This is a genomic window from Thermodesulfitimonas autotrophica (genome assembly GCF_003815015.1).
GTDB classification, from domain to species: Bacteria; Bacillota; Desulfotomaculia; order Desulfotomaculales; family Ammonificaceae; genus Thermodesulfitimonas; species Thermodesulfitimonas autotrophica.
This window is the reverse complement of the sequence record NZ_RKRE01000003.1, coordinates 466986-487368: the sequence shown is the minus strand read 5'-3', so window position 1 is coordinate 487368 and position 20383 is coordinate 466986. Positions and strand designations below refer to the sequence as shown.

Here is a 20383-nt window from a genome sequence, read left to right as displayed (position 1 = left end):
ATGAAAAAGCTTCCCGAAGTTTGCAAGGCCTTAGAATTAAAGCTACCCGTAACAAGCCGGGAACTGTTCGCCGAGTTTAACCTTTTATCCGGACATCCCTGGGAGGAAACTGCCGGGTCCGAGGTAACCACCTATTACCCCTGTTTGTACGGAATCGCCCAGACCGAAAGGCCCCGGCGAATCCTGGAAATAGGCACGGCCTTCGGGATGAGCGCGGCAACCCTCCTCAAGGCTTCCCCTGAGATTGAGCTTTTCGTCTCCTTAGACCTGGGAATTTATGCCGACCAACTCGGTTTTTCTACCAACAATATTGACTTCGCGCGGGAGAAAATACACGACTGGTGCCGCCGGAAGGGGATACCGGTAGAACGGGTTAGATTCTTCCGGGCCAACACCCAGCCGCTAGGAAAGGGCGATAACGAAAACATGGGGGCGGATATCCCGCGGTGGCACCAGATCCCCGAACTCGTCAACCTCTTAAAGGAACACGAGTTCGACCTGATCTTTGTCGACGGCAAACACACGGAGGACGGCCTCTTCAACGATCTCACCACTTTCTGGCCCTTTTTAAAACCCGGCGGCCTGATAGTATGTGACGACCTCCACGATGAAGCCACCTATCAGGGAATATTCCCTTGGGCTGGGGATACCCTCCGGTCCTTCGAGCGTTTCTTAAGAGACCACGAACCAGAGATAGAGGAGTTCTTCATCTGGGACTTCCCGCAGGTGCCGCCTGAAGGCCTTTTAGGACGGAGGCCCTTTGGGTTAATCCGCAAAAAACGGCTCTTAACCCAGTCACCGGAGACCCCTAATTCCGAAGGGCTTGCCCCGCCCGACAGGACCAAGCCGGACAGCACCCAGGAGAAACGCCTCGCCTCCTCCGGACCAGACCCGACAAATAAACCCGTTTTCGCAACGGGCGCAGACCTCAAGCGGCAGCCAGCCTTTCCTGGGGACCAGGTAACCAGAAACGATTCTCGTGCTGTGCAGGAAAACCGTGAAGGAGAGCGCCTTTTTCTCCAAGGCGATGTAGAGGGGGCTTTAAAGGCTTTTACCCGGGCGATTGCGATCGCCCCGAACCTGGCCCCCGCGTATAACAACCTGGGCGTCTGCTACTGGCAGAAAGGAGAATTCGAAAACGCCGTAAACCACTTCCTCAAAGCCCTCGAGCTGGATCCCGACAATGCTGACGCGCTGGCGAACTACATCAAGATCCTGATCAGCCTCAACGAGGTGGAAGGAGCGAAAAAACTTTACTCTAACTATCTAAAAAGAAATCCTGCAGGCGATGAAGAAATCGCCTCGGTCCTAGCAAACTTCACTCCGCCTCCCTGCGTCACCATAGAGCACAAAGAAATGGGGGCTGTTGGTATCCCCGTGGTCTCCGTGAAGAACCTCCACGAAAAGTTAGGGTTTGAAAGGCCGATAAGCTACCCGGTAAGCTCATTCATCAAGCCCCTGGCGGAGTGGAAGATGGAGAGTGACGATGCCCCCACCTTCCGGTACATTTACCGCAATTTCCGCCCCCGGCGGCACCTGGAGTTCGGCACCTGGCAGGGAACCGGCACGGTCTACTGCCTCGAAGAGTGCGACGCAACGGTGTGGACGATCAACCTCCCGTTTGGCGAGGATAAACCTTCTGGCGAAGCGGCTTACGGCTGCGAGGAGGCCGAACTGCCCGCCATCCGCGCTTGGGCGAGAAAACTGGGCCTTCCCGAACAGGGTTCTTACAGGACCGACACCATTGGCTTCATCGGCAGGGTTTACCTACAGAAGGAACTAGGCCACCGGGTCTGCCAGATCTACTGCGACAGCAGGAAATGGGAGATTTCCAACTATCCTCCCGGTTTCTTCGACTCCGCCCTGATTGATGGCGGCCACACAAAAGATGTAGTCATCAACGACACCTTGAAGGCCTTCCAACTGGCGCGCTCGGGCGGCATCATCATGTGGCACGACTTCTGCCCCCCAATATGGAAAGAGTTCGCGACTACGCTCGGGGTCACCGAAGGAGTCCTCGCCATCTGGAAGGAAATCCAGAAGCAGGTGGAGCAGCTTTTCTGGATCTACCCGAGCTTTATCCTCTTGGCGGTAAAAAAGTAAAGGAATTTCTTGCCGCTTTATGCAGGAATTTGGGGCGCAGGATCGAATAAAGTTTAGCAAAATTCTGACTGCGTGCGAAGGGAGGTGGTTCCCTGGAGAGGATTCAACTGCAGAAACCTTACCGACGGCAGAGTCATCCTTACGCGTAATTTACGGAAAGGAGGGATGAGAGATCAAAACAAAAGCTTTTGGGAAAAGCGCCGGCCTCCGGGCGCTGCTGACCTTTCTCCTCTGCTTCCTGTCGCTGGCCACCACCGGCGCGGCGCTGGCCTCCTGGACGATTACGACCGGGACCACCGTGGGCAACGTCACCTACCTGAACACCGTGGCGCTGACCGGCACCTACGACTCGGGCGGTGTCACCGTGGACACTGTCTACGGTGGGGTTTACAACGCCGACGGTACGGGGCCGATTTCGCCACCGGGGGTTCTACAAGACTATCCTGTTACCAACCTCGGCAACAGTGTTTACGGATGGGACCTCGACTTCACGGGAATCACCATCGGCAACTGGGTCTACAGCGTGCAGCTCCAAGCCTACAACAGCGTGACCGGTGTCCGGAGCGACGTCACCACGAAGGTTTTCGTCTACGACACCGTACCGCCGACCCTGCCCAGCAACTACCTCGTCTGCACGCCCTCGGTCGTGGTGAAGGGAATCACGCCTGGAACGATCCTGCTCGCCGTCTACGCGGTTGACTCCTTGAGCCCGGTTCTGAATACTGGCTTTTACCTCACCTCCTACCCCGCCGGGGCCACGGTCACCGACGGGCCGTCCGGCGGCGACGCGGCCACCCCACCCGGCAGTTGGAAGGCCTGGACCATTGACACCACCAACGTGGCGCCAGGCACCTACACCGTCACGGCCCGGGTGTACGACGCCGCGGGCAACTACGCCGAGACGAGCTGCGTCATCAGCGTGCTCAAGTTTGAGATCGGCGACACCGATGCCGACCACGTCTACTATTACCGCTCAACAACGCCCGATACCATCTCCTTCACGGTTTACGGGCTTCCTACCCCTGCCAACTACGACCTCGCCTTCGGCCGGATAGTGCCGGGTAGCGGTTTCACGGTCACGGATGTGATCTACGGCTGTGTAACGAACGGTTGGCGTCTTGCCGGTACCTACAATACGGTAAGCGGGGGCCACGACTTCACGACCTCGCTCCTTACCGACGATGACAACGGCGCCTGGCCGGTGGCCGTCCAAATTTACAAAGACGGCAGCCCCTTCGGCCCGCCCTTCGTCCTCAAGTACGGGAGCCAGCCAAGCGACCTGGTCTTCGCCAACCTTTTACCCTACCCACCCGCGGACCTGATCCCGGCAGGCTGGGCCTACACCAAGTCGCAGCCGCCCTTTAAGGCGCGGCCGGCTTTGGAAACGCCGGGGCTTAACCTCCGGCAGGTCAACGCCAACTCCTCCATCGCCTTTGTGGTCTACCAGCCGCCAACCGCACCGGGTGGGTACCAGGCCATAGGAGAGATCGAGTTCGCGCAGGCGGATCCTACCAACCCCGCGACGGTTATTGATTTGCTTTACGGGGCAACGCCAGAGACAAGGCCGCAGTTCGCTACCATCTTCAAGGCGTTACGCATAGCGCTGCCTCCGGCCGGTTCCCAGACCACCTGGGTCTCCGTCTACACCGACCGGACGGCTCTTCCCGAGGCGCAGGCCTACCTCTCAGATAAGCCGGGTACGCTGAGGCTCTTCAACGTCAACGCCCTGTACCCCAACTGGGTCGCCGACTTCAGCGTCGCCCAGCTTGCTTACCCCATTCCGTTGAGTGAAGCTCTGTTGGACGTGGCGGCCTTCGCCGACAGCGGCGTGTCAACGGCGAGCGCGGTCTACTGGCCTACCGCCGCCTTCGTTTACGGCGAAGCCGGCGGCACCATCAGCCTACCGGTCACGCACTTCAGCAGCTACGCGATCTCGCCCGATGTGGGCCTGAGCGGTCTGAGCGCGAGCGCCGGAAGCTTTACCCCTGCTTTTGACCCGGACGTGACCGCCTATGCGCTGACCGTGGCCAACAGCGTTTACACCACCACGGTCACGCCCACCGTGGCTGCCAAAAACCTAACGATCACGGTCAACGGCCAGCCCGTCGCCGACGGCACGGCCTCCCAGCCGATTGACTTGGACGCTGGTCCGAACACCATCACCATTAGGGTCTCGGGTAAGGGCGGCGCGGAGACTTACACGCTGACCATCACCCGAAAGGGCGTGGTAGTATCGCCGAAAACGGTCGCGGTCTCCGAAGGCGGTCCGGGAGCGACCTACACCCTGAAGCTGGCCACGCAGCCGACCGCCACGGTGACGGTCAACGTTTACGGAGATAGCCAGGTCTCCGTGACGCCAACTTCGCTGACCTTTGACGGTACAAACTACAACCTCCCGCAGACCGTAACGGTAACGGCGGTTGACGACAGGGTGATTGAGGGCAGCCACACCGGCACGGTGACCCACAGCGCAACCAGCGTCGATCCTGACTACAACAACATCCTGATCGCCCCGGTCACCGTGAATATCGCCGACAACGACGTCCCGGGCGGCGCTCCTCCTCCGGCAGTCACCCTGACTCCCGGAACAACCGGCATCCTCTACCCGAACAACCTCCTGCTCACAGCGGTTGGCGGGGTGACTGACGTGACCGTTCCCGAAGCCGCGGTGCAGGCACTCCTCGGAGCGGGCAAGAGCGCGATCGTCCTCGACCTCACCTCCATCGGGACGCCGCTCAACGTGATCCTGTCCCCGGAGGTGACGGGCGCGGTGACCGCCAAGCGCGCCACGCTAACCATCTGGACAAAGTGGGCCGAGCTTACCCTGCCGCCCGGCGCTTTGCCTTCCGGGCACCAGGTGACGGTGAAGATCGGGCCGGCAGATCTCCCGGCGCGCCTCCCTGCAGGCGCAAAGGCTGTCGGTCAGCCGGCGAGCCTGGAGATCGCGACCCCGGAAGGCCCGGCGAAGCTCAACAAGCGGGTGACTCTTGCCCTTCCCTACGAAGCGGCAAAGGTCAGCGACACGGCCGGGCTCTTTGCCTACCGCATCAACGAGGACGGCAGCCTGACCTGCCTGGGCGGCACTGTCGCCGCGGGGAAGGTCGCGGTTGAGCTCTCCCGGCTCAGCAAATACGGGCTGTTCGAATACCGGGCAGGATTCACCGACATCACGGGCCACTGGGCCAAGCGCGACATCCTCTTCGGTGCCGCGCGGGGGATAACGAAAGGGGTCTCCGCCACCAGCTTCGCACCGGAGCGGGCGGTAACCCGCGCCGAGTTCGCCGCGCTGATGCTAAACGCTCTGGGAATCAGCCCAACGAAGCCAGTAGAGCCTACCTTCCGCGACGTAGCACCGGACAAGTGGTACTTCAGCGTGGTAGAAACGGCTTACCAGCAGGGTCTGGTCAGCGGCGTAGGCGCGGGCCGGTTTGACCCAGAGCGGCGGATAACCCGCGAGGAGATGGCGGCACTGCTTCTCCGGGCATTAAAGAAGGCTGGCGTTGACGTGGCTCTGACCACCAGCGAGACGGCCCAACTGCTCGGCCGCTTCACCGACCGGGGCCAGATCGCCCCGTGGGCCGAGAATAGCGTTGCCGCAGCGGTAAAGGCCGGGCTCCTCAGCGGCAATCCCGACGGCAGCTTCGCCCCGCGGGCAGCGACCACCCGGGCCATGGCGATCGTGGTAGCCAAGCGGGTACTCGAGGCCGTCTCCCATTTGGATTAAGATTACCGAAAAGAGAGGCGGGGGTTGTATTAACTCCCGCCTCTTTTTTTCTTGTGCGTCAAGGAAGTCATTTTCATCTCCCAACCGGCGTTGCAACCGCTAAGAAATGGTCAAACGCCTCCCTTACCTCTGGCCGGCGGAGATCCAAGACCTGTTGAAGCAACTCGGAAACCTCGCCGGCAGCCTGCTGGTCTAAACCGATCTGGGCAAGTCTTTCCAGAGTAGGCAGGAAGTAGGAGTTATGAGTCAAACTACCAACGTATCCCGCAAGCGCGCCGGTGAGGTTACCTTTTTCCTTGTAAGCCTCCGCGATAAGAAAAACTGGTTTGTATGTACCCGCGCCAGGATCGCTGTAGTACCACCTGGTGGCCTCACCTTTTTCTGCCGCCGCCAAGAACTCCCGGAGAGCCTCGTCGTAGTCCTTCTGCTTCCAGTAAGCCAAACCGATGAGGTAACTAAGGTCGGCATAACCCGAGTAAAGCTCCTGCGCGTCTCGGAGCACCCCAATCGCTTCTTGGTAACGCTCCTGTTCAATGAGGGCCAAAGAGAGGTTTCGCAGCACCAGCGCTCGGTAAGGCTCCGGTGCTTCCCGGTAGGCCATTTGGAAAGCAACTATCGCCTCCTGCCACCTGCCTATTGCCGCAGCATCCACCGCTAAAAGATGGTGGAGGTGGTAGGCGGGCAACTTCCGGCTCCACCCGGCGAACATTCTCTCCCGGCGCTTTTGGGCCAAAGAAAGAGGCCGAAGGACCCGCACGGGCGCCCACCGCCCCTCGTAAGAAAGGGGCAATTCATCCACCGCACCCAACTCCCGGATCGCCCGCCCGCGGAAAAACCGGCAAGAAGGAAATATAAACTGTTCTAAACCCCAGGCATCAAAAGACACTGCCTCCAAGAAGACTATCCTTTCTTCAGGGCTGAAAAAGGCCTCTTGGAAAGCCTGCTGGTCTTCGAGAAGTAAAGTTTCCCCCTCCGCCATCAACAACAGCCGGCCCTCCGGATCTACACTGCCAATTTGCTCGGGAGCCAAAAATTGGGGCACAACCGCAGCGCCTAAGTAAGACCTGAGATTAGCCCGTGTTTCCTCTGCCAATCCAGCGTTTGGGGAAGTGGTATAAAGACAAACGTCAAGGGAAAAGGAGGTAATCGTGTGCCGCCGCCTTTTAGACCGCAAATTCTCAAGCCGCTCCTTTAAAAGCCGGGCAGCTTCCGCCCAGGAAGACTGGGGGGTCTTCAGCTCCAACACCGGGCAGGCATATTCGCCGTTCTTGCCAGCAGCGGTCACGGCCACTAACCGAAAGAGGGGCGTTTCGGATAACCCCACACTCTCCCCTTCCCAACAGAGGTAAAAGTCAGGATCCTGAGGCACATCTTTCTCCAACTTTTCGAACAGATCGAAAGACTCTTCCTCCCCCTGCAAATACCAGTCCCGCGGCCCCCGGTGCAAAATACCCAGGGTTATCCCTTCATCCAAGAGGGCCACCGCAAGCTTACGGTTAAACTCCGCCCTCTGGGTAGAGGTAAAAAACTCCCCTACGAAAACCACTTCTAAGGCTCCCTCCGACCTTGGCCGCCCCTCGAAAACAGTCAATGCCATTTACTTACTTCACCCCAAAACACTGGTATATTTTGTGAGCTCCTGCAACGCAGCCTGAGCCGCCCTTTCCCAAGTCCACTTCTCCGCCACCTCTTCGCGGGCTCTTTGCCCTTTCCGCCGCGCTTCTTCGCGCTCTTCAAAAACATAGCGCATAAGTTTACGTAGATGTTCCACGCTGGGTTTGGCCCACCGATGGCCACGGCAAAGAGGCACATCCACACCGTCTGGCACTTCTTCCAAGCCCTCAATCTCAATGAGGAAGCTGTTCTCCTCCGTCATAAACTCCAAGTTACCGCCCCACTTAGTCCCAATAGTTGGTAAGCCACAGGCCATCGCCTCAAGGTAGGGCTGGCCCCAGGCCTCCCCCCGCGAAGGGAGGACAAAAGCATCGCAGGCGGTGTAAAGCCCGGGCATCCGGTTTGTTTCGATAGACTCCTTCAACAGAATGATCTCCGGAATCCTGTCCAAGCGGAGCCCTAAGCGCTGCCGAATGAAAGAAGCAAGTTGCATCTCAATCGTTCCTAACCGGCGGTGGTCTGGTTTCCAAACCCTAAGCAAAAGCGCTACATCCTCACCCTCCTTGAATTCTGTAAGGTAGGCCGTGAGCAAGATATCCCAGCCCTTTCGGTCTTGGAAATCAAAGTTGGCGAGGAAAACAAAACCCTTCCCGCAACGGAGGTCGAGTGGTTCTGCTTTGGGGTTGAAAAGTTCTGGGTCAACGCCTCTCGGCACTACCCGGAGTCTCGCCCGGTCCACTCCGGAAGCGTTGAAGGTTTCAACGTTGAAGCGAGAAGGAACCCAGATCTCGTCTAGGCGATTAAGCCCCTTTACCCATTCTGGGTTGAGAGGGACGAGATCAAACATTGTGCGTCCAATATTGATAGCTCCTTGGGTCTTACCGCGAAAAGCTTTATCGTCGAAAGAGAATACCGGAAGGTGGTGAACGACGATGGTCTCCCTGGAAGAGAAGAGAGGTTCCGAACGTTTTAACTCCCACGGTCCTTCCGGGTTAAAAATTCCCTTAGCGCCTTTCTTAACGCCTTCAGGAATTATCCTAACTGTAAACCACGGACTTCGGTTTAGGACAGAGATAAAGCGGCGGGCCTCCTCTCCAGAATCACTCGCTTCGTAGACCCAACCCCGCCAAACAACCTCCTTTCGGGAAACAGCAACCTCCTGCTTCCGTCCCACCACAATAACGTCCAACCCGCCAGAACTTTCCACAACGCCGCTCTTTAGAATGTCGAACCGGAGCGTACGGAGGATAACCTCGAGAAGCAGCGGCGGATAAGGACGGACGTGGGTAATATCCAGCCAGAAATTATGTGCTTGCACCTCCGGTCGCGAAAAATTGGGCGTCTGAATCGCGATGATTCCTCTGCCTTTCAAAGCCCGCGCGCAGTAATAAAGCAGCTTAACTGCCTCCGGCCCAGAAAAGTGCTCAATGATATGGCCGAGCATGACGCCGTCGTAAACCCCGCGGTGCTGCCTCAAGAAATCTAGCGCCGAAGCCACCTGAGCCCGCAAGCCTTTGGCGCGCGCTTTTTCCACCACTACTGGGTCAAGATCAATCCCTTCTCCCTCGACCCCTGCTTCCCGCAACATTTCTAGGAAGACTCCTTCACCGCAACCGACGTCCAGAACTCGGCTACAATCCCGGAAAAAAGGCAAAATTTCTTCCTTTACCTGGCGAGAAAACTCCGGGGCCGCCTCGAAAGCGTGGCTCACAGCGGCAGTTATTCTCCCCAATTCGCCCTCTTCTTCCGCAAGCGAAAAGTCTGGCTCTCCTCCCTGGTCATCCCTGGGAGCACCTTCGGATACAGGAAGCGCCCGCACCAGTCGCGTTACTTGGGACCGGTACCAACCATCCTCCCAAATGTCAAACTCCCTGGAGGAAACTGCCTTAACCAGCCTCAGGTTCTCCTGGACACTGGCGGCCTTGGAATCAAGCTGCAGGGCACTCTCATAAGCGATCTGCGCCGAACCGTAGTCGCCAAGACCCGCAAGGGCGCTACCTAAGGCTACCCAGGCCTCCGCAGAAGAAACCTCTTTTTCTAAATAAGATAATAGGTGCCTTGCCGCTAACGCGAACTCTTGCCGTTCCAAGTAAAGGAGTCCCAGGTTGTAATTAACATCCACATGGTCCGGTGCCGCTACCAGTGCCTGACGAAAAAGCTCTAATGCTTTCCCTTTATCGCCGATCGCGTAGGCTTGAAAGCCTTGTTCGAGCAACTCTTCAAGGTTATTTCCCTCAGCCTGAAGCATCTTAAGCCCCCTCCCTCTTTCCCCCATAAGCTCAGTAAAACGAGCCTTCGCCTTCTCCGCTGCCTTATTCCAGGTCAGCTTCTGGGAAACCGCCACGGCTGCCCGCTGTCCCAAGGCGCGGGCTTCAGCCGGATTTTCGTAAACCCACCGCATAAGGTATGCCAGATGTTCTACATCCGGCTCCGCCCAGCAAGGGTACCCTACCGTTTCAAAGTCTCCCACCCTTTTTCTTGGATCCCGCACAACCGAGGCGCTAACCAGCAATGCGTTCCCGGGATCACAAAAATCAAGACAGGCCCCATAATTCGTAACGATTACCGGCAGGCCACAGGCCATCGCCTCCGCCACCGGCAAGGCAAAGCCTTCGCCCCGGTACGGGTGCACCAGGCAGTCGCAGGCCCGGTAGAGGCCAGCCATCTCCCTTTCCTCAAAAGTCCCGCCTAAATAGAGAACCTCAGGAGCGTTCTCCCGCTCCGTAAGCTCCTTTACCTTTGCTCCTAGGCCCTGACCCCGGTAAAAGGTCTCCGCCCCCAAATCCTTTATAACTAAGCAAACATCATCCTTAGCCGAAAAAAACCTGAGGTAAGCCTGGAGTAAAATATCTACTCCCTTCCGCAGAAGGGTTCCCCCTACAAATAGAAACTTAAACCCCTTCCGCGTGGGAAGGATGACCGGCGTCGCTTGGGGGTGAAAGACCGCCGTATTAACCCCGCACGGAACTACAAACACCTTCTCCGGGTCAACCCCGCTCTGGACGTAACAATCCCGAACAAAGGAAGAAGGGACCCAGATCTCCGCTACCTGGTCAGTTGCCGCAAACCTTGCCCACTCCACCGGCAGTGACCCGTATTCCCAAGGTTGAATCCAGATGAGCCGGCCCTCAGCAGGTTCAAACAAAGGCGGCCAGCGGTGGCGTACCGTAAAGTCCACCCGTGCCGGCCGCAGATTCATCCGCGCCGATAGAAGGGCGAAGCGTGGGTCAACCGTCTCATCGAACTGGTCGGGCTCGTAAGGCTTGATCCCTATCTCCAACTGCTCGTCCCGTAGCAATGCCAGGACGAGCTCCCGGTTCACCAGCGCCAGACTATGGTAAACGAAGAAAGAACCTTCCCAGACAATCCCGCACTTTCCGTTAGGCTGTGGCAAAACCATCCTACCCCCACAAACAGTTGTCGGCCAACAGTCGCCAAGCTTTTAGCGCCTCTTATCGAAAAACCGGGCACCAGAAGCAGCCCCTGTTTTGAGGTAGGCGTGCATCGCCTCCTGCCCCTGGTGTAAGCGCGCTATTTCCTCTCTTAGTTCACCAAGCCAGCCCGTCAGCAGCTCTTGAGCCTGCTTTTCTCTTTCAAAGATCTGTTTCAGAAGAGGGGTAAAGCTCGACCCCCCGTTACCAGGACCGGGTAATACCTGAGCAACCTCCTCCTTTAGTTCCTCTTTTGCACCGATTACCGCCTGCAGCGTTTCCACCGGTGCCCGCCGCTGGATCGCCTCCTTTTGTATTTCAACCAGCTCAAGCCACCGGCCAAGTAAAGTACGAAGTTTCCCGCTACACCCCGCCACGGCATAGTCCTCCCCAGCTCAAACTTCCATCCCTGGAGTATTCGGCGGTGCCGCTTCTCCTGCCCCTACTGTCGCGATCACTTTGGCCCAGACTTCCCGGAGTTCCCGCAAATAACCCTCCACTTCAGCTGCGGGAACGCTGTCTTTCTTAATGTTCGCCTCGATCAGCCGCCGGTTGAAGTAATCGTAAAGCTGGGAGAGGGAATGAGCCACCTCGTATTTCATGTCCAGGGTGCTGACCAACTCCGCAATAATATCCTGGACACGGACGATCAGCTGGTTCGCTTCCTCGTAATCCTTCCTTTTTATGGCGTCAACTGCCCGGGAAAGGAAGTTGATCGCACCGTCGTAAAGCATGAGCAGAAGCCGGCCGGGTGGCGCTGTAATTACCGATGCTTGCAGGTACTGGTCCTGGAACTGTTCTTTTTGCGCAACATAAGGCATCTTCCTAACTCTCCTCCTCCTATGAGCTATTTACTGGAAGTCGAACCTTGCCCGAACTGGGCCGCAAGCCAACTACTTTGGGCGCTCATTTGGGCCAAGGCCTCTTCTAAGGCCGTGAACTGCCGCCAAAGGCTTTCTTCTTTAATACTTAAAAGATTTTCCATCCGTTGCACCTGTTTCTCGATATCGGTAATCTGATTATTTAAAGAATCAGTTTTTGCCGTTAGAAAACCGGTGCCGCTCAAGGTCCATAAGTTCACAGTGCTATCGAGTCTGGTCGCTACTCCGTCATAGTTGTTAGCCGCCGAAGCGCCGAATAGAAGGGCTACCTTGTCCGGGTTGACTTTCAATGCCGTAGTGAGCTTGTCTTCGTTCACCGTTAGGGTAGCTTCCTTACCCGAAGTGGTTATGCCAATAAGGTTTAGGGCATTAAGAGTGGGATCGGCAGTGCTAATGATTTCCGACACCTTGCGCCGCAACTGGTTTTCCAAGTCGGTAAGCGCCCGATCCCCCTGAAGTACCCCCGCGGTTTTGGTCTCCGCATCATAAGCCAGCTTTGTAGCGATATCCTCCATCAGAGCGTTGTAGCTATCCACGAAGGCCTTAATTTTTTTAACCGCGGTCTGGGTGTCGTTCTTCACCTCCAAAGTGACCGCCGCAGTCGAGGTTCCCTTAAGCGTCAAGGTAACCCCACTGATCACATCGGCGATAGTGTTGGTACTTCTGGTGATGCTCAGGCCGTTCACTGTAAATGCCGCATCCTGCGCCGCTACCAGCTGGTTCTTGATCGCCCCGGTAGTATCGAGGATCCCGAGCGATTTCAAAACCCCGGTGGTGGCGTCATCCACAAAATCAATCGTGCTCGCGGCACCGGTGGTGTTGCTGGTAATCACCAAGCGGTTATCAATCACCGTAGCCGTAACGCCAGCGTTAGCAGCGTTTATCTTGTCCCGGATGCTGTTAAGGCTGTCGGTGGTTGCCACCGTCACGGCTACTCCTTCAACCGTGAAGGTGCCGCTGAGATTCAGCGCCGCCGCCGGGTCGGCAAACCGGTCCGACGCCACGCTGTGCGCCTGGGCCAACTGCGTCACGGTGATAGAATAGACCGCCGGTGTGGCCGTAGAAGAAGCCGTAGCTGTTACCACGCCTTCGTTAGAAGAAGTAGCTACCTTTCCAGTGTAAGTAGACATCAGCTTCAGATCGAGGAGCTTGCTATGAAGGTCGGTCAGTTTACTTCTTATTTCGTCCCAAGCCGCTTTTTGCTTCTCCAAGGTTGCTTTCTTACGGTTAAGCAAGTCTACCGGCCGCCGTTCGATGGCCATTAACTTGCTAATTATTTCTTCTGTATTCAGGCCAGACATTACCCCTGTTATTCGCATTAGTGGCATAAGCAATCACATCCCCTCACCGTTTTCGGCTGGTTCAAACTCTTTTATCCATCAGCATCCCGATTAACCGCTTCATCTCCGCCCACATATCCAAGATCTTCTTCGGCGGGATCTCCCGCACCACCTCACCAGTATCCCGGTTGACTACCTGGACCATTATCTCGTGCGTCGCGTCGTGAATCCGGAAACGTAAATCATACCAAGTCAGTTCTAACATCAGATTCAGACGATTAACAAAGTCTTGAAGCTGACCGACATCTATAGCCTTATCCCCTTCGTCTTTTCCTTCTTCTGACTTTATTTGGCGTAACAATCCGACTGTGGTCGGCGGCTTGGCACTCTCTTCCGCCACGCGCGAAGGCAGCTCAACCTTCGGCAGCTTAGCTACTTCGGGAGACTCAACGCGCACCGCCAACTACCTCCCTTTCCTGGAAATTAACCGCCGCCTCCACACCCCTTAACGCCGCCCGCAACAAAGAGGACGCCGGGAATCTACGGAGTCCCTCCTCCACCACAGCCCGCGCCTCCTGGTAGCGGTGGAGCCTTGACAAGACGCTGGCAAGAGCCGTATAGCAGCGAAAGGCTTTCCCGTCCAAGGCCAGTGCGTGGCGGTAAAAAACCGCCGCCTCTTCGTCAAATCCCCTCTCCACAGCGATCTCAGCCAGCATCGCCAGTGCTTCGGCATCCTGCACTCCTGCCCCAACCGCCGCGAGCAACTCCTCCGCCGCCGAATCTTTAAAGCCGTGCTTAAAGTAAAGCTTGCCAAGTAAAAGATGCCGCTCGCGTTCCGGAATCCTTTCTACAAGCGCCAAAGCCCGCTCAAACTTTTCAAACTCCCGGAGCTCTAAAAGCTTACCGAGCAGGTCGAAAACTGCCTCTTCGCAAAGCAGCCGTTTTTCCCCTGCTCCCGGAAGGAACGATAGAGAAGAGCCGGACAGAAGAGCAGCAAAGTCCCGGTAGACAGAAACATAAGGACGCGCACCTTCTTCCCCTGCGAGCAGGTCTAGGAGCCCTGCGGCTTCAGAATATTTCTCCTGCATCAGCAGGCAAAAAACCCGGCTGAGACCCGCCTGAAAGTTGTAAGCTCCGTCTTTAATTTTCTGGAAGCAGGCCGCCGCCGCCGCATACCGGCCGAGATTCAAAAGAAGCTCCCCTTTTTGAAAAAGGAGTCTCTGAGAGGGCCCACCGCGCGAAAGCGCCGCTTCCACGTACTCCAGCGCTTCCTGGTAGCGTTTTTCAAGAAAAAAGGCCTGCCCCAAAACCTCAAGCGTCTCGGCATCGTTCAAATCGAGGTAGCGGGCGAAAAACTCCTTAACCGCCCGGATATCCTCCCGCGGAATCAGGATGCCGGCAAGGTTAAAGACCGGCCCTAAGAAGTACCGGTTGGCCTTGAGCGCCTCGGTATAGGCTCTCACCGCCTGAGCGTAGTCCCCGAGCTGCTCGTAGGTCTGGCCGAGCCCGTACCAGGCCCGGTAGCTTCCCACGCCCTGCTGGGTAACGTGCCGGGTGTTGGACTCGCCTCGGGCCAAGCATTCCTTATAAGCCGCCACCGCCGCGTCAAAATCCTTCATATCGGCGTAAACGCAGGCCTTCAAAAAGAGCAAGTCGGTATAATCGGGATAGGCCTCGATGGCGTCTGCAAGTACCGTTAGCGCTTCGCTATAACGCTTGAGTTCCCGGAGACAAACAGCGATATTCCGGAGCAAGATGGACGCATAGGCGAGCTCAAGCGTGGGAATCTTATGAAAAGCTTTCTGAAACTCTCTGAGTGCCTCCTGGTAGTTCCCCATCCGGAGGTACTCTACCCCTAAATTAAACCGGGTGAAATTATCCGCGGGCCGCTTTTTTACTTCTTCCTGAAGGATTGCTAGGTTGCGCTGAATCTTCTTTTTGCCGCGGGAAGTCTGGTTTAGATACCCGTAGTGGTTAATCCGCACGTCGGAAAAAGCTATTTGGCCACCCTGTTTTTGCACACAGGCCACAATCTGCTCGTGGATCGCTCCGGTAAAGCGGTACTCCGGACGGTTCCGGAAGACCCGGAAAGTCACATTGATTACCGCATCAATACCAGGTTTGTCGCCCACGAAGTTGATCTCCGTTAAATAGTAACCGTCTGCTTCTGCGGAAGTAAGTAGTTCTCTTAGCTTCGGGCCGTCTCCAGCTACCAACTCCTCGTCGGCGTCCAAGAAGATGATCCAGTCGCCGGTTGCTTTTTCCAGCGAGAAGTTCCGTGCCGCGCTGAAGTCGCCGGTCCAAGGGAAGTAAAAAACCTTAGCCCCAAAGCCCTGGGCGATCGCCACCGTCTGGTCGGTAGAGCCGGTATCCACCACCACGATTTCGTCCACCACCCCCTGCACGCTCCTAAGGCAGCGGGGCAGGTGTTCCTCTTCGTCTTTTACGATCATACAGAGCGATAGTTTCATTAAAAGCCCTCCTTCACCTTTTAAAATCGGCGAAAAAGGAGCGAAACTTAAGTTACCAAAGGGAAATAAGTTAAAAGGGCGGCCTTTTTAAGCCGCCCGCGCCTCTTCAGAAGATTTCTTACTACCGCAGGAGCTGCAGCACCGATTGCGGCGCCATGTTGGCCTGGGCCAGCATCGCCACGCCCGCCTGCTGCAGGATCTGGGTCTTGGTGAAGTTCATCATCTCCTGCGCCATATCCACATCGCGGATCCGGGACTCGGATGCCGCCAGGTTCTCGGCCGCCACGCTCAGGTTGGCGATAGTGTGCTCCAGCCGGTTCTGGATAGCACCAAGCTTGGCACGGTTTGCAGAAATGGCGGTAATCGCGTTGTCAATACTGGCGATCGCCTCGTTGGCACTTGCAGCAGTAGCCACGCTGATCGTGTACGCTCCGACAAGGGTAAGAGCAGCAGCCGTCGCCGTAGCGATCGTTACCGCGATCGTTTGACCAGTGTTGGCGCCAATCTGGAAGTTGAGTGCTGTCGTCGCCACACTCCCGTCCAGCAACTTCTTGGTGTTGAACTCCGTTGTGTTAGCGATCCGGTCGATTTCGGCTAAGAGACTGTTGATCTCCTGCTGGATGGCATCCCGGTCGGCAGTGGTCAGCGTGTCGTTCGCACCCTGTACCGCCAGCTCCCGCAGCCGCTGCAGGATGCTGTGCGTCTCGTTGAGCGCACCCTCCGCCGTCTGGATCAGCGAGATACCGTCCTGCGCGTTTCTAACCGCCTGGTTCAGCCCCCGCACCTGGCTGCGCAGCTTCTCGGAAATCGCCAGACCCGCCGCGTCGTCACCGGCGCGGTTGATCCGTAAGCCCGAAGAGAGCTTTTCCATTGATTTAGCCAGGTTGTTTGAGGTCGCTACCAGGTTCCGCCACGCGTTAAGCGCCTCGATGTTCTGGTTGATCCTCAGTCCCATAAGCTCATCCTCCTCCTTGAATTTTTCTCGATCCCGCGCCTCCGTGCGCAGGATTTCAGGGCCGCTCCCGTTTCTTTCCGCCGGTCGGTCGGCCGCCCCGCCGGTGAAAGTCCCTAAGCAACCCTTTCACTGTTTTACATCGCCAGCCGTATCTGGACTTTTATAGGTCTAACGTCCTATTCTTTCCGCTTATACTTCGCGGCCAAATCTTTGAGGACCGCTACCTCCGGTAGCGATGCCGCCCGAATGTTCTCCGCTTTGATGGCCTCGTAGATTTCTTTGCGGTGCACCGGTATTTCCTTCGGCGCCTTGATGCCTATCCGGACCTGATCCTCCCGGATGTCGAGCACCGTCACTTCGATCGCATCCCCGATGGTAATTACTTCCCCCCGCCGGCGCGTAAGGACAAGCATACCTCCCACCCCAATTTTAAACCTAACTTGCAGCGAATAAAGGCGTCCGGATCCCGTAATCTCCTTCCAAAATCACCTGCCGGGCCAGCGACCGCTCAGGATTGATAACCACCGGGGCCTTTAGATTAACCGTAGCCTCTTTAAAATCGCTGGGTACCGAAACGATCGCCACGACAATGCCCCGTTCCGGCGCGTCGAGGGCAATCGGCGCCAAGTCTTCCGGTCGCACCAAAACGCGGTATTCTGGGAAAAAGGTTAGAGGCTCGGCTACTAAAAAAGAGAGGTCCGGGTCGTCCACCGACTGCAGGAATTTCAAAGGGCTCCCCTGCTGGAGATCGAGAAGCACAAAACGGCGCTGCTCCGGAAAACCGGGCAGCCCCTCGGGGAAAGTGAGAATCTGATCCTCCTGAATCTCCAACATACCGAACCGCTTCGTTTTCACCAACAACGCCATCCTCTCCTTTAAACGGTAGCGTCAAGCCTCTCCGGCAGCATCTTTACCTGGATAAAGGGCCTTCTTTGGAGATAAATGAGCACGTAGGGCGGCCCGGGTGCTCCCATTTCTATTTCGCCAGGGGTAAAGCTTACCGCTACCCCGCCGGCATCAACCCTAATCTGGAGCGACTCTTCAATAAATTCCACCACCGGCCGACTGCGCGGTAAAAGCGCCAGGCCCACCTCTTTCTTCTCTTCGGGCCAGGCAAGATCCGCAACTCCCGTTCCTTTCTCGATGGCAGCCAGAAAGTCTCCCTCCACGCTTCGCCTGGCTATTCCTTTCAGTGCCGCTTGCCGGCCAAGTTCCGCCTGTTCACGCCCCAACTCACTAAGGGGTTTGAAGCCTCTCTCGCTGAAGCACCTCGTCTGGTCTATCCGGACGGCAACTTTACCGCCGGAAATCTGCAAGCGCGGTAACTGCCGCCGGAGTTGCAAAACCGGCGGGGCACTCTCCCGCACCTCCAGCCGGGGCCGGCTCTGCTGGATGCCGATAACCGCTCGCTGCTGTTCGATTACCAGCCGCACCGCCACTTAACCTACCGCAGAAAATCTACCAGCGAAGGCTGAATTATCCTTGCTCCAATCGCCAGGGTAGCCCGGTACCCGTTTTCCTGGCTCTTGAGGTCCATAAGCGCCTTAGCCATATCCGTATCTTCAATCTGGGAAAGAAGCTTTGCAAGGTCTACATCCGTAGCTTCCAGCCGGCTTACGCTCATCTCTAACCGGTTCACTCTGGCCCCTACTTCGGCCAGAACGGCGAGGGTATTGTCAATAATCTGGTCAAGCTCGGATAGACGGGAGCCGGAAATGCTGGCCACATCGTTATTCCGAAGGTCGGTTACCAGATTATCAAGGGTGGTAAAAACATTTGGCGCTACAGTGCCGTTGAAAACTGCCTGACCATCTATATTGACGGGAACCTTGACCTTGGGCGCGATTTCATATTCAAAAATGTCACTGGTCCCGTTCCAGGTTCCGGTAGCCGGGTCGTAAGGAGGCGTAGTCGTTTTAGTCCCGCCAAAGATATACCTGCCCGCATAAGTAGCGTTTGCCACGTCCCCAAGGTGTTTCTTTAGTTGTACGACTTCTGCGGCTAAAGCGTTAAGGGAGTCCTGGGGTAGCGTTTGGTTGGCACCAGCCACGGCAATCTCCCGTACTCGCTGCAGGGCGCTAACTGCATCCCGAAGCGCGGCGTCCGTCGTATTGAGCCAGGCGATAGCGTCATCCATGTTCTGTTTATACTGCCCGTTTTCCGCCCGTTCCGCTCGCAGGCGCAGTGCAGTTGCTACCCCACCCGGATCGTCTGAAGGCCGGTTAAGCCTTCTCCCGGAGGAGAGTTCTTCCTGCCGCTTAGCCATTTGGGCCAACCGATCCTCCAGGTCGCGAACAACCGTGTTGATAAGCATCCCCGTGGTAACCCGCATCACGCCATCCCCTTTTTCATAAAGGTTCAACGTTCAATGGGCAACGTTCAACGTTAAACTATAAGACAACCGCTTTTTGGTTTTTCAAGCGCCGGGAACGCGTTATTCCGGCCCTCACCTTCATCCTTCATCCTTCATCCTTCATCCTTCATCCTTACCTTCCCACCAGGCCCATCCGGTTAATGATGATGTCGAGCTGCTCGTCGAGTGTCGTCAGGGCGCGGGCGGCAGCCTGGTAGGCGTGGGTAAACTTGACGATATTGGCCATCTCTTCGTCAATCGATACCCCCATCACCGCCTGGCGGCGGTTCTCAAGCTGGTTCACTAGAATCTCTTCGTTTTCCGCCATCCGGAGCGCCTGCTCCGTGTCGATACCGAGCGTGGCTACAAGGCTGCGGTAGTAGTCGCCAAACGTGCCGGTAGGTGATCCGGGGGGCATTGTCAAAGCGTCCTTCAGCTGGGCTAGCTTCAGCGCGTTTGTGCCATCCCCGGGAAGTTTCGCCGCGTCACTGGCGGCCGCTATGGTATTAAGGTCGCTCAAGATTCCGGCAGCCACCGCAATGTCGGCCGCCCCGGTTCCGGTAAAAAAGTCGTTCCCCGTGCTGCCATCAAGCCCGTAGCCCGCCTGGTGGGTAGCGTTCACCTCGTTTATCAAGGTCTTGGCTAACTCGTCAAGCTGCCCTAAAATGTTCGCCACGCCGGTGTCCCTCGTCCAGATCATCCCGGCAAGGTTACCGCTCGCAAAATCCACCGGCGTTCCGTCGCTCCACTGAACGGCGTAAAAGTTATTGTTCAGCGGGTCGGAAACCACCTGCAGCGCATCCGCCTTAATCCCCTCCACCAGGTTCCGGCCACCGATGGCCACGGCCACCGTACCGTCGGCCTGCTCCGTTACCGAGATATCCACGAGTTTGGCCAGTTCGTCAATCAGGAGGTCGCGCCGGTCGCGTAGATCGTTGGGATTGTCGCCCACCACCACCGAGCGGGCAATCTGCCAGTTTAGGTCCGCAAGCTGCGTCGCGATGGTGTTGATTTTATCCACCGTTACCCCGACGTTAAAATTCAGGTCCTCTTGCAGCTGGGTGAGCTGCCGGTGAAGGTGCTGGATTGTCTCCGCCAGGGTAATGCCCCGCTGCCGCACCTCAGACCGGACAGCAAGACTCTCCGGGTTTTTGCTCAGCTCCTGCCAAGCGTTCCAGAAGGCGGTCATAATGTTGTTAAGCCCGTTGTCCCCTGGTTCGTTCAGGATCACTTCCACCTTCTGAAGACCGTCCCGCTTTACCTCCCAGTAACCCAAGTTGGCGGATTCGTTGCGCACCTGAAGGTCGAGAAACTGGTCGCGCACCCGCTCAATATCGGTAATGCGTACGCCCGTACCGAGCTGTCCCGGCAACTCCGGCCTGCCGAGTGACGGAACGGTATAGGGATCAAAACTCCCCGTTAAGTTCACCCGCTGGCGGCTGTAACCGGGTGTATTAGCATTGGCGATATTGTGCCCGGCAGTTTCCGTCGCCTTGCGCTGGGCCATGATTGCCCGCATGGCCGTCTCGATGCCAAGAAAGGTGCTGATCATCCCCGCCACACTCCTAAAG

15 protein-coding genes are annotated in these 20383 nt (G+C 56.9%); 2 read left to right on the top strand and 13 right to left on the bottom strand.

Annotated features, from left to right (window positions below):
* Together EDD75_RS09905 and EDD75_RS09900 are read left to right on the top strand one after the other, a co-directional pair.
* Positions 1 to 2103 carry a class I SAM-dependent methyltransferase gene (locus tag EDD75_RS09905; RefSeq protein WP_123931606.1) on the top strand — a complete coding sequence of 701 codons (2103 nt, stop codon included), beginning with the start codon at positions 1 to 3 and terminating at the stop codon, positions 2101 to 2103.
* Positions 2104 to 2401: 298 nt separating this feature from the next.
* Complete coding sequence (locus tag EDD75_RS09900) at positions 2402 to 5827, top strand: S-layer homology domain-containing protein (RefSeq protein ID WP_123931604.1); 3426 nt, start codon at positions 2402 to 2404, stop codon at positions 5825 to 5827.
* A gap of 73 nt (positions 5828 to 5900) precedes the next feature.
* Here the strand turns inward: EDD75_RS09900 and EDD75_RS09895 are convergent, their stop codons facing one another.
* The 13 genes from EDD75_RS09895 to flgK form a co-directional block, all read right to left on the bottom strand.
* Positions 5901 to 7373, bottom strand: a complete 1473-nt coding sequence (locus tag EDD75_RS09895; RefSeq protein WP_170157798.1) for a tetratricopeptide repeat protein — start codon at positions 7371 to 7373, stop codon at positions 5901 to 5903.
* A 60-nt stretch (positions 7374 to 7433) separates the two neighbouring features.
* Entirely contained in the window at positions 7434 to 10835 is a 3402-nt protein-coding gene (locus EDD75_RS09890; protein WP_170157797.1) for a glycosyltransferase, read from the bottom strand.
* Between the two features lie 48 nt (positions 10836 to 10883).
* Complete coding sequence (locus EDD75_RS09885) at positions 10884 to 11249, bottom strand: flagellar protein FliT (protein ID WP_123931598.1); 366 nt, start codon at positions 11247 to 11249, stop codon at positions 10884 to 10886.
* Positions 11250 to 11267: 18 nt separating this feature from the next.
* Positions 11268 to 11693, bottom strand: coding sequence for a flagellar export chaperone FliS (gene fliS / locus EDD75_RS09880; protein ID WP_123931596.1), 426 nt, complete (start codon positions 11691 to 11693; stop codon positions 11268 to 11270).
* A gap of 26 nt (positions 11694 to 11719) precedes the next feature.
* A complete protein-coding gene (fliD, locus tag EDD75_RS09875) occupies positions 11720 to 13081 on the bottom strand; it encodes a flagellar filament capping protein FliD (protein ID WP_123931594.1) in 1362 nt (453 codons plus the stop codon).
* A gap of 34 nt (positions 13082 to 13115) precedes the next feature.
* The gene (locus EDD75_RS09870; RefSeq protein WP_170157796.1) at positions 13116 to 13490 is read right to left on the bottom strand and encodes a flagellar protein FlaG; all 375 of its coding nucleotides are present in this window, start codon (positions 13488 to 13490) and stop codon (positions 13116 to 13118) included.
* Complete coding sequence (locus EDD75_RS09865) at positions 13480 to 15504, bottom strand: tetratricopeptide repeat-containing glycosyltransferase family 2 protein (protein ID WP_123931590.1); 2025 nt, start codon at positions 15502 to 15504, stop codon at positions 13480 to 13482. Before EDD75_RS09865 ends, EDD75_RS09870 begins: the two co-directional genes overlap by 11 nt.
* 121 nt (positions 15505 to 15625) lie before the next feature.
* Positions 15626 to 16459: a flagellin N-terminal helical domain-containing protein gene (locus EDD75_RS09860; RefSeq protein WP_211328171.1), complete on the bottom strand. Its 834-nt coding sequence runs from the start codon at positions 16457 to 16459 to the stop codon at positions 15626 to 15628.
* 176 nt (positions 16460 to 16635) lie between these two features.
* Positions 16636 to 16872: a carbon storage regulator CsrA gene (csrA, locus tag EDD75_RS09855; protein WP_123931588.1), complete on the bottom strand. Its 237-nt coding sequence runs from the start codon at positions 16870 to 16872 to the stop codon at positions 16636 to 16638.
* 22 nt (positions 16873 to 16894) lie between these two features.
* Positions 16895 to 17314 carry a flagellar assembly protein FliW gene (fliW, locus tag EDD75_RS09850; protein ID WP_245963170.1) on the bottom strand — a complete coding sequence of 140 codons (420 nt, stop codon included), beginning with the start codon at positions 17312 to 17314 and terminating at the stop codon, positions 16895 to 16897.
* Between the two features lie 20 nt (positions 17315 to 17334).
* Positions 17335 to 17898: a DUF6470 family protein gene (locus tag EDD75_RS09845; protein ID WP_123931584.1), complete on the bottom strand. Its 564-nt coding sequence runs from the start codon at positions 17896 to 17898 to the stop codon at positions 17335 to 17337.
* Positions 17899 to 17903: 5 nt separating this feature from the next.
* Positions 17904 to 18791: a flagellar hook-associated protein FlgL gene (gene flgL, locus EDD75_RS09840; protein ID WP_123931582.1), complete on the bottom strand. Its 888-nt coding sequence runs from the start codon at positions 18789 to 18791 to the stop codon at positions 17904 to 17906.
* A 154-nt stretch (positions 18792 to 18945) separates the two neighbouring features.
* Positions 18946 to 20364, bottom strand: a complete 1419-nt coding sequence (flgK, locus tag EDD75_RS09835) for a flagellar hook-associated protein FlgK (RefSeq protein ID WP_123931580.1) — start codon at positions 20362 to 20364, stop codon at positions 18946 to 18948.
* Between the last annotated feature and the right edge of the window lie 19 nt (positions 20365 to 20383).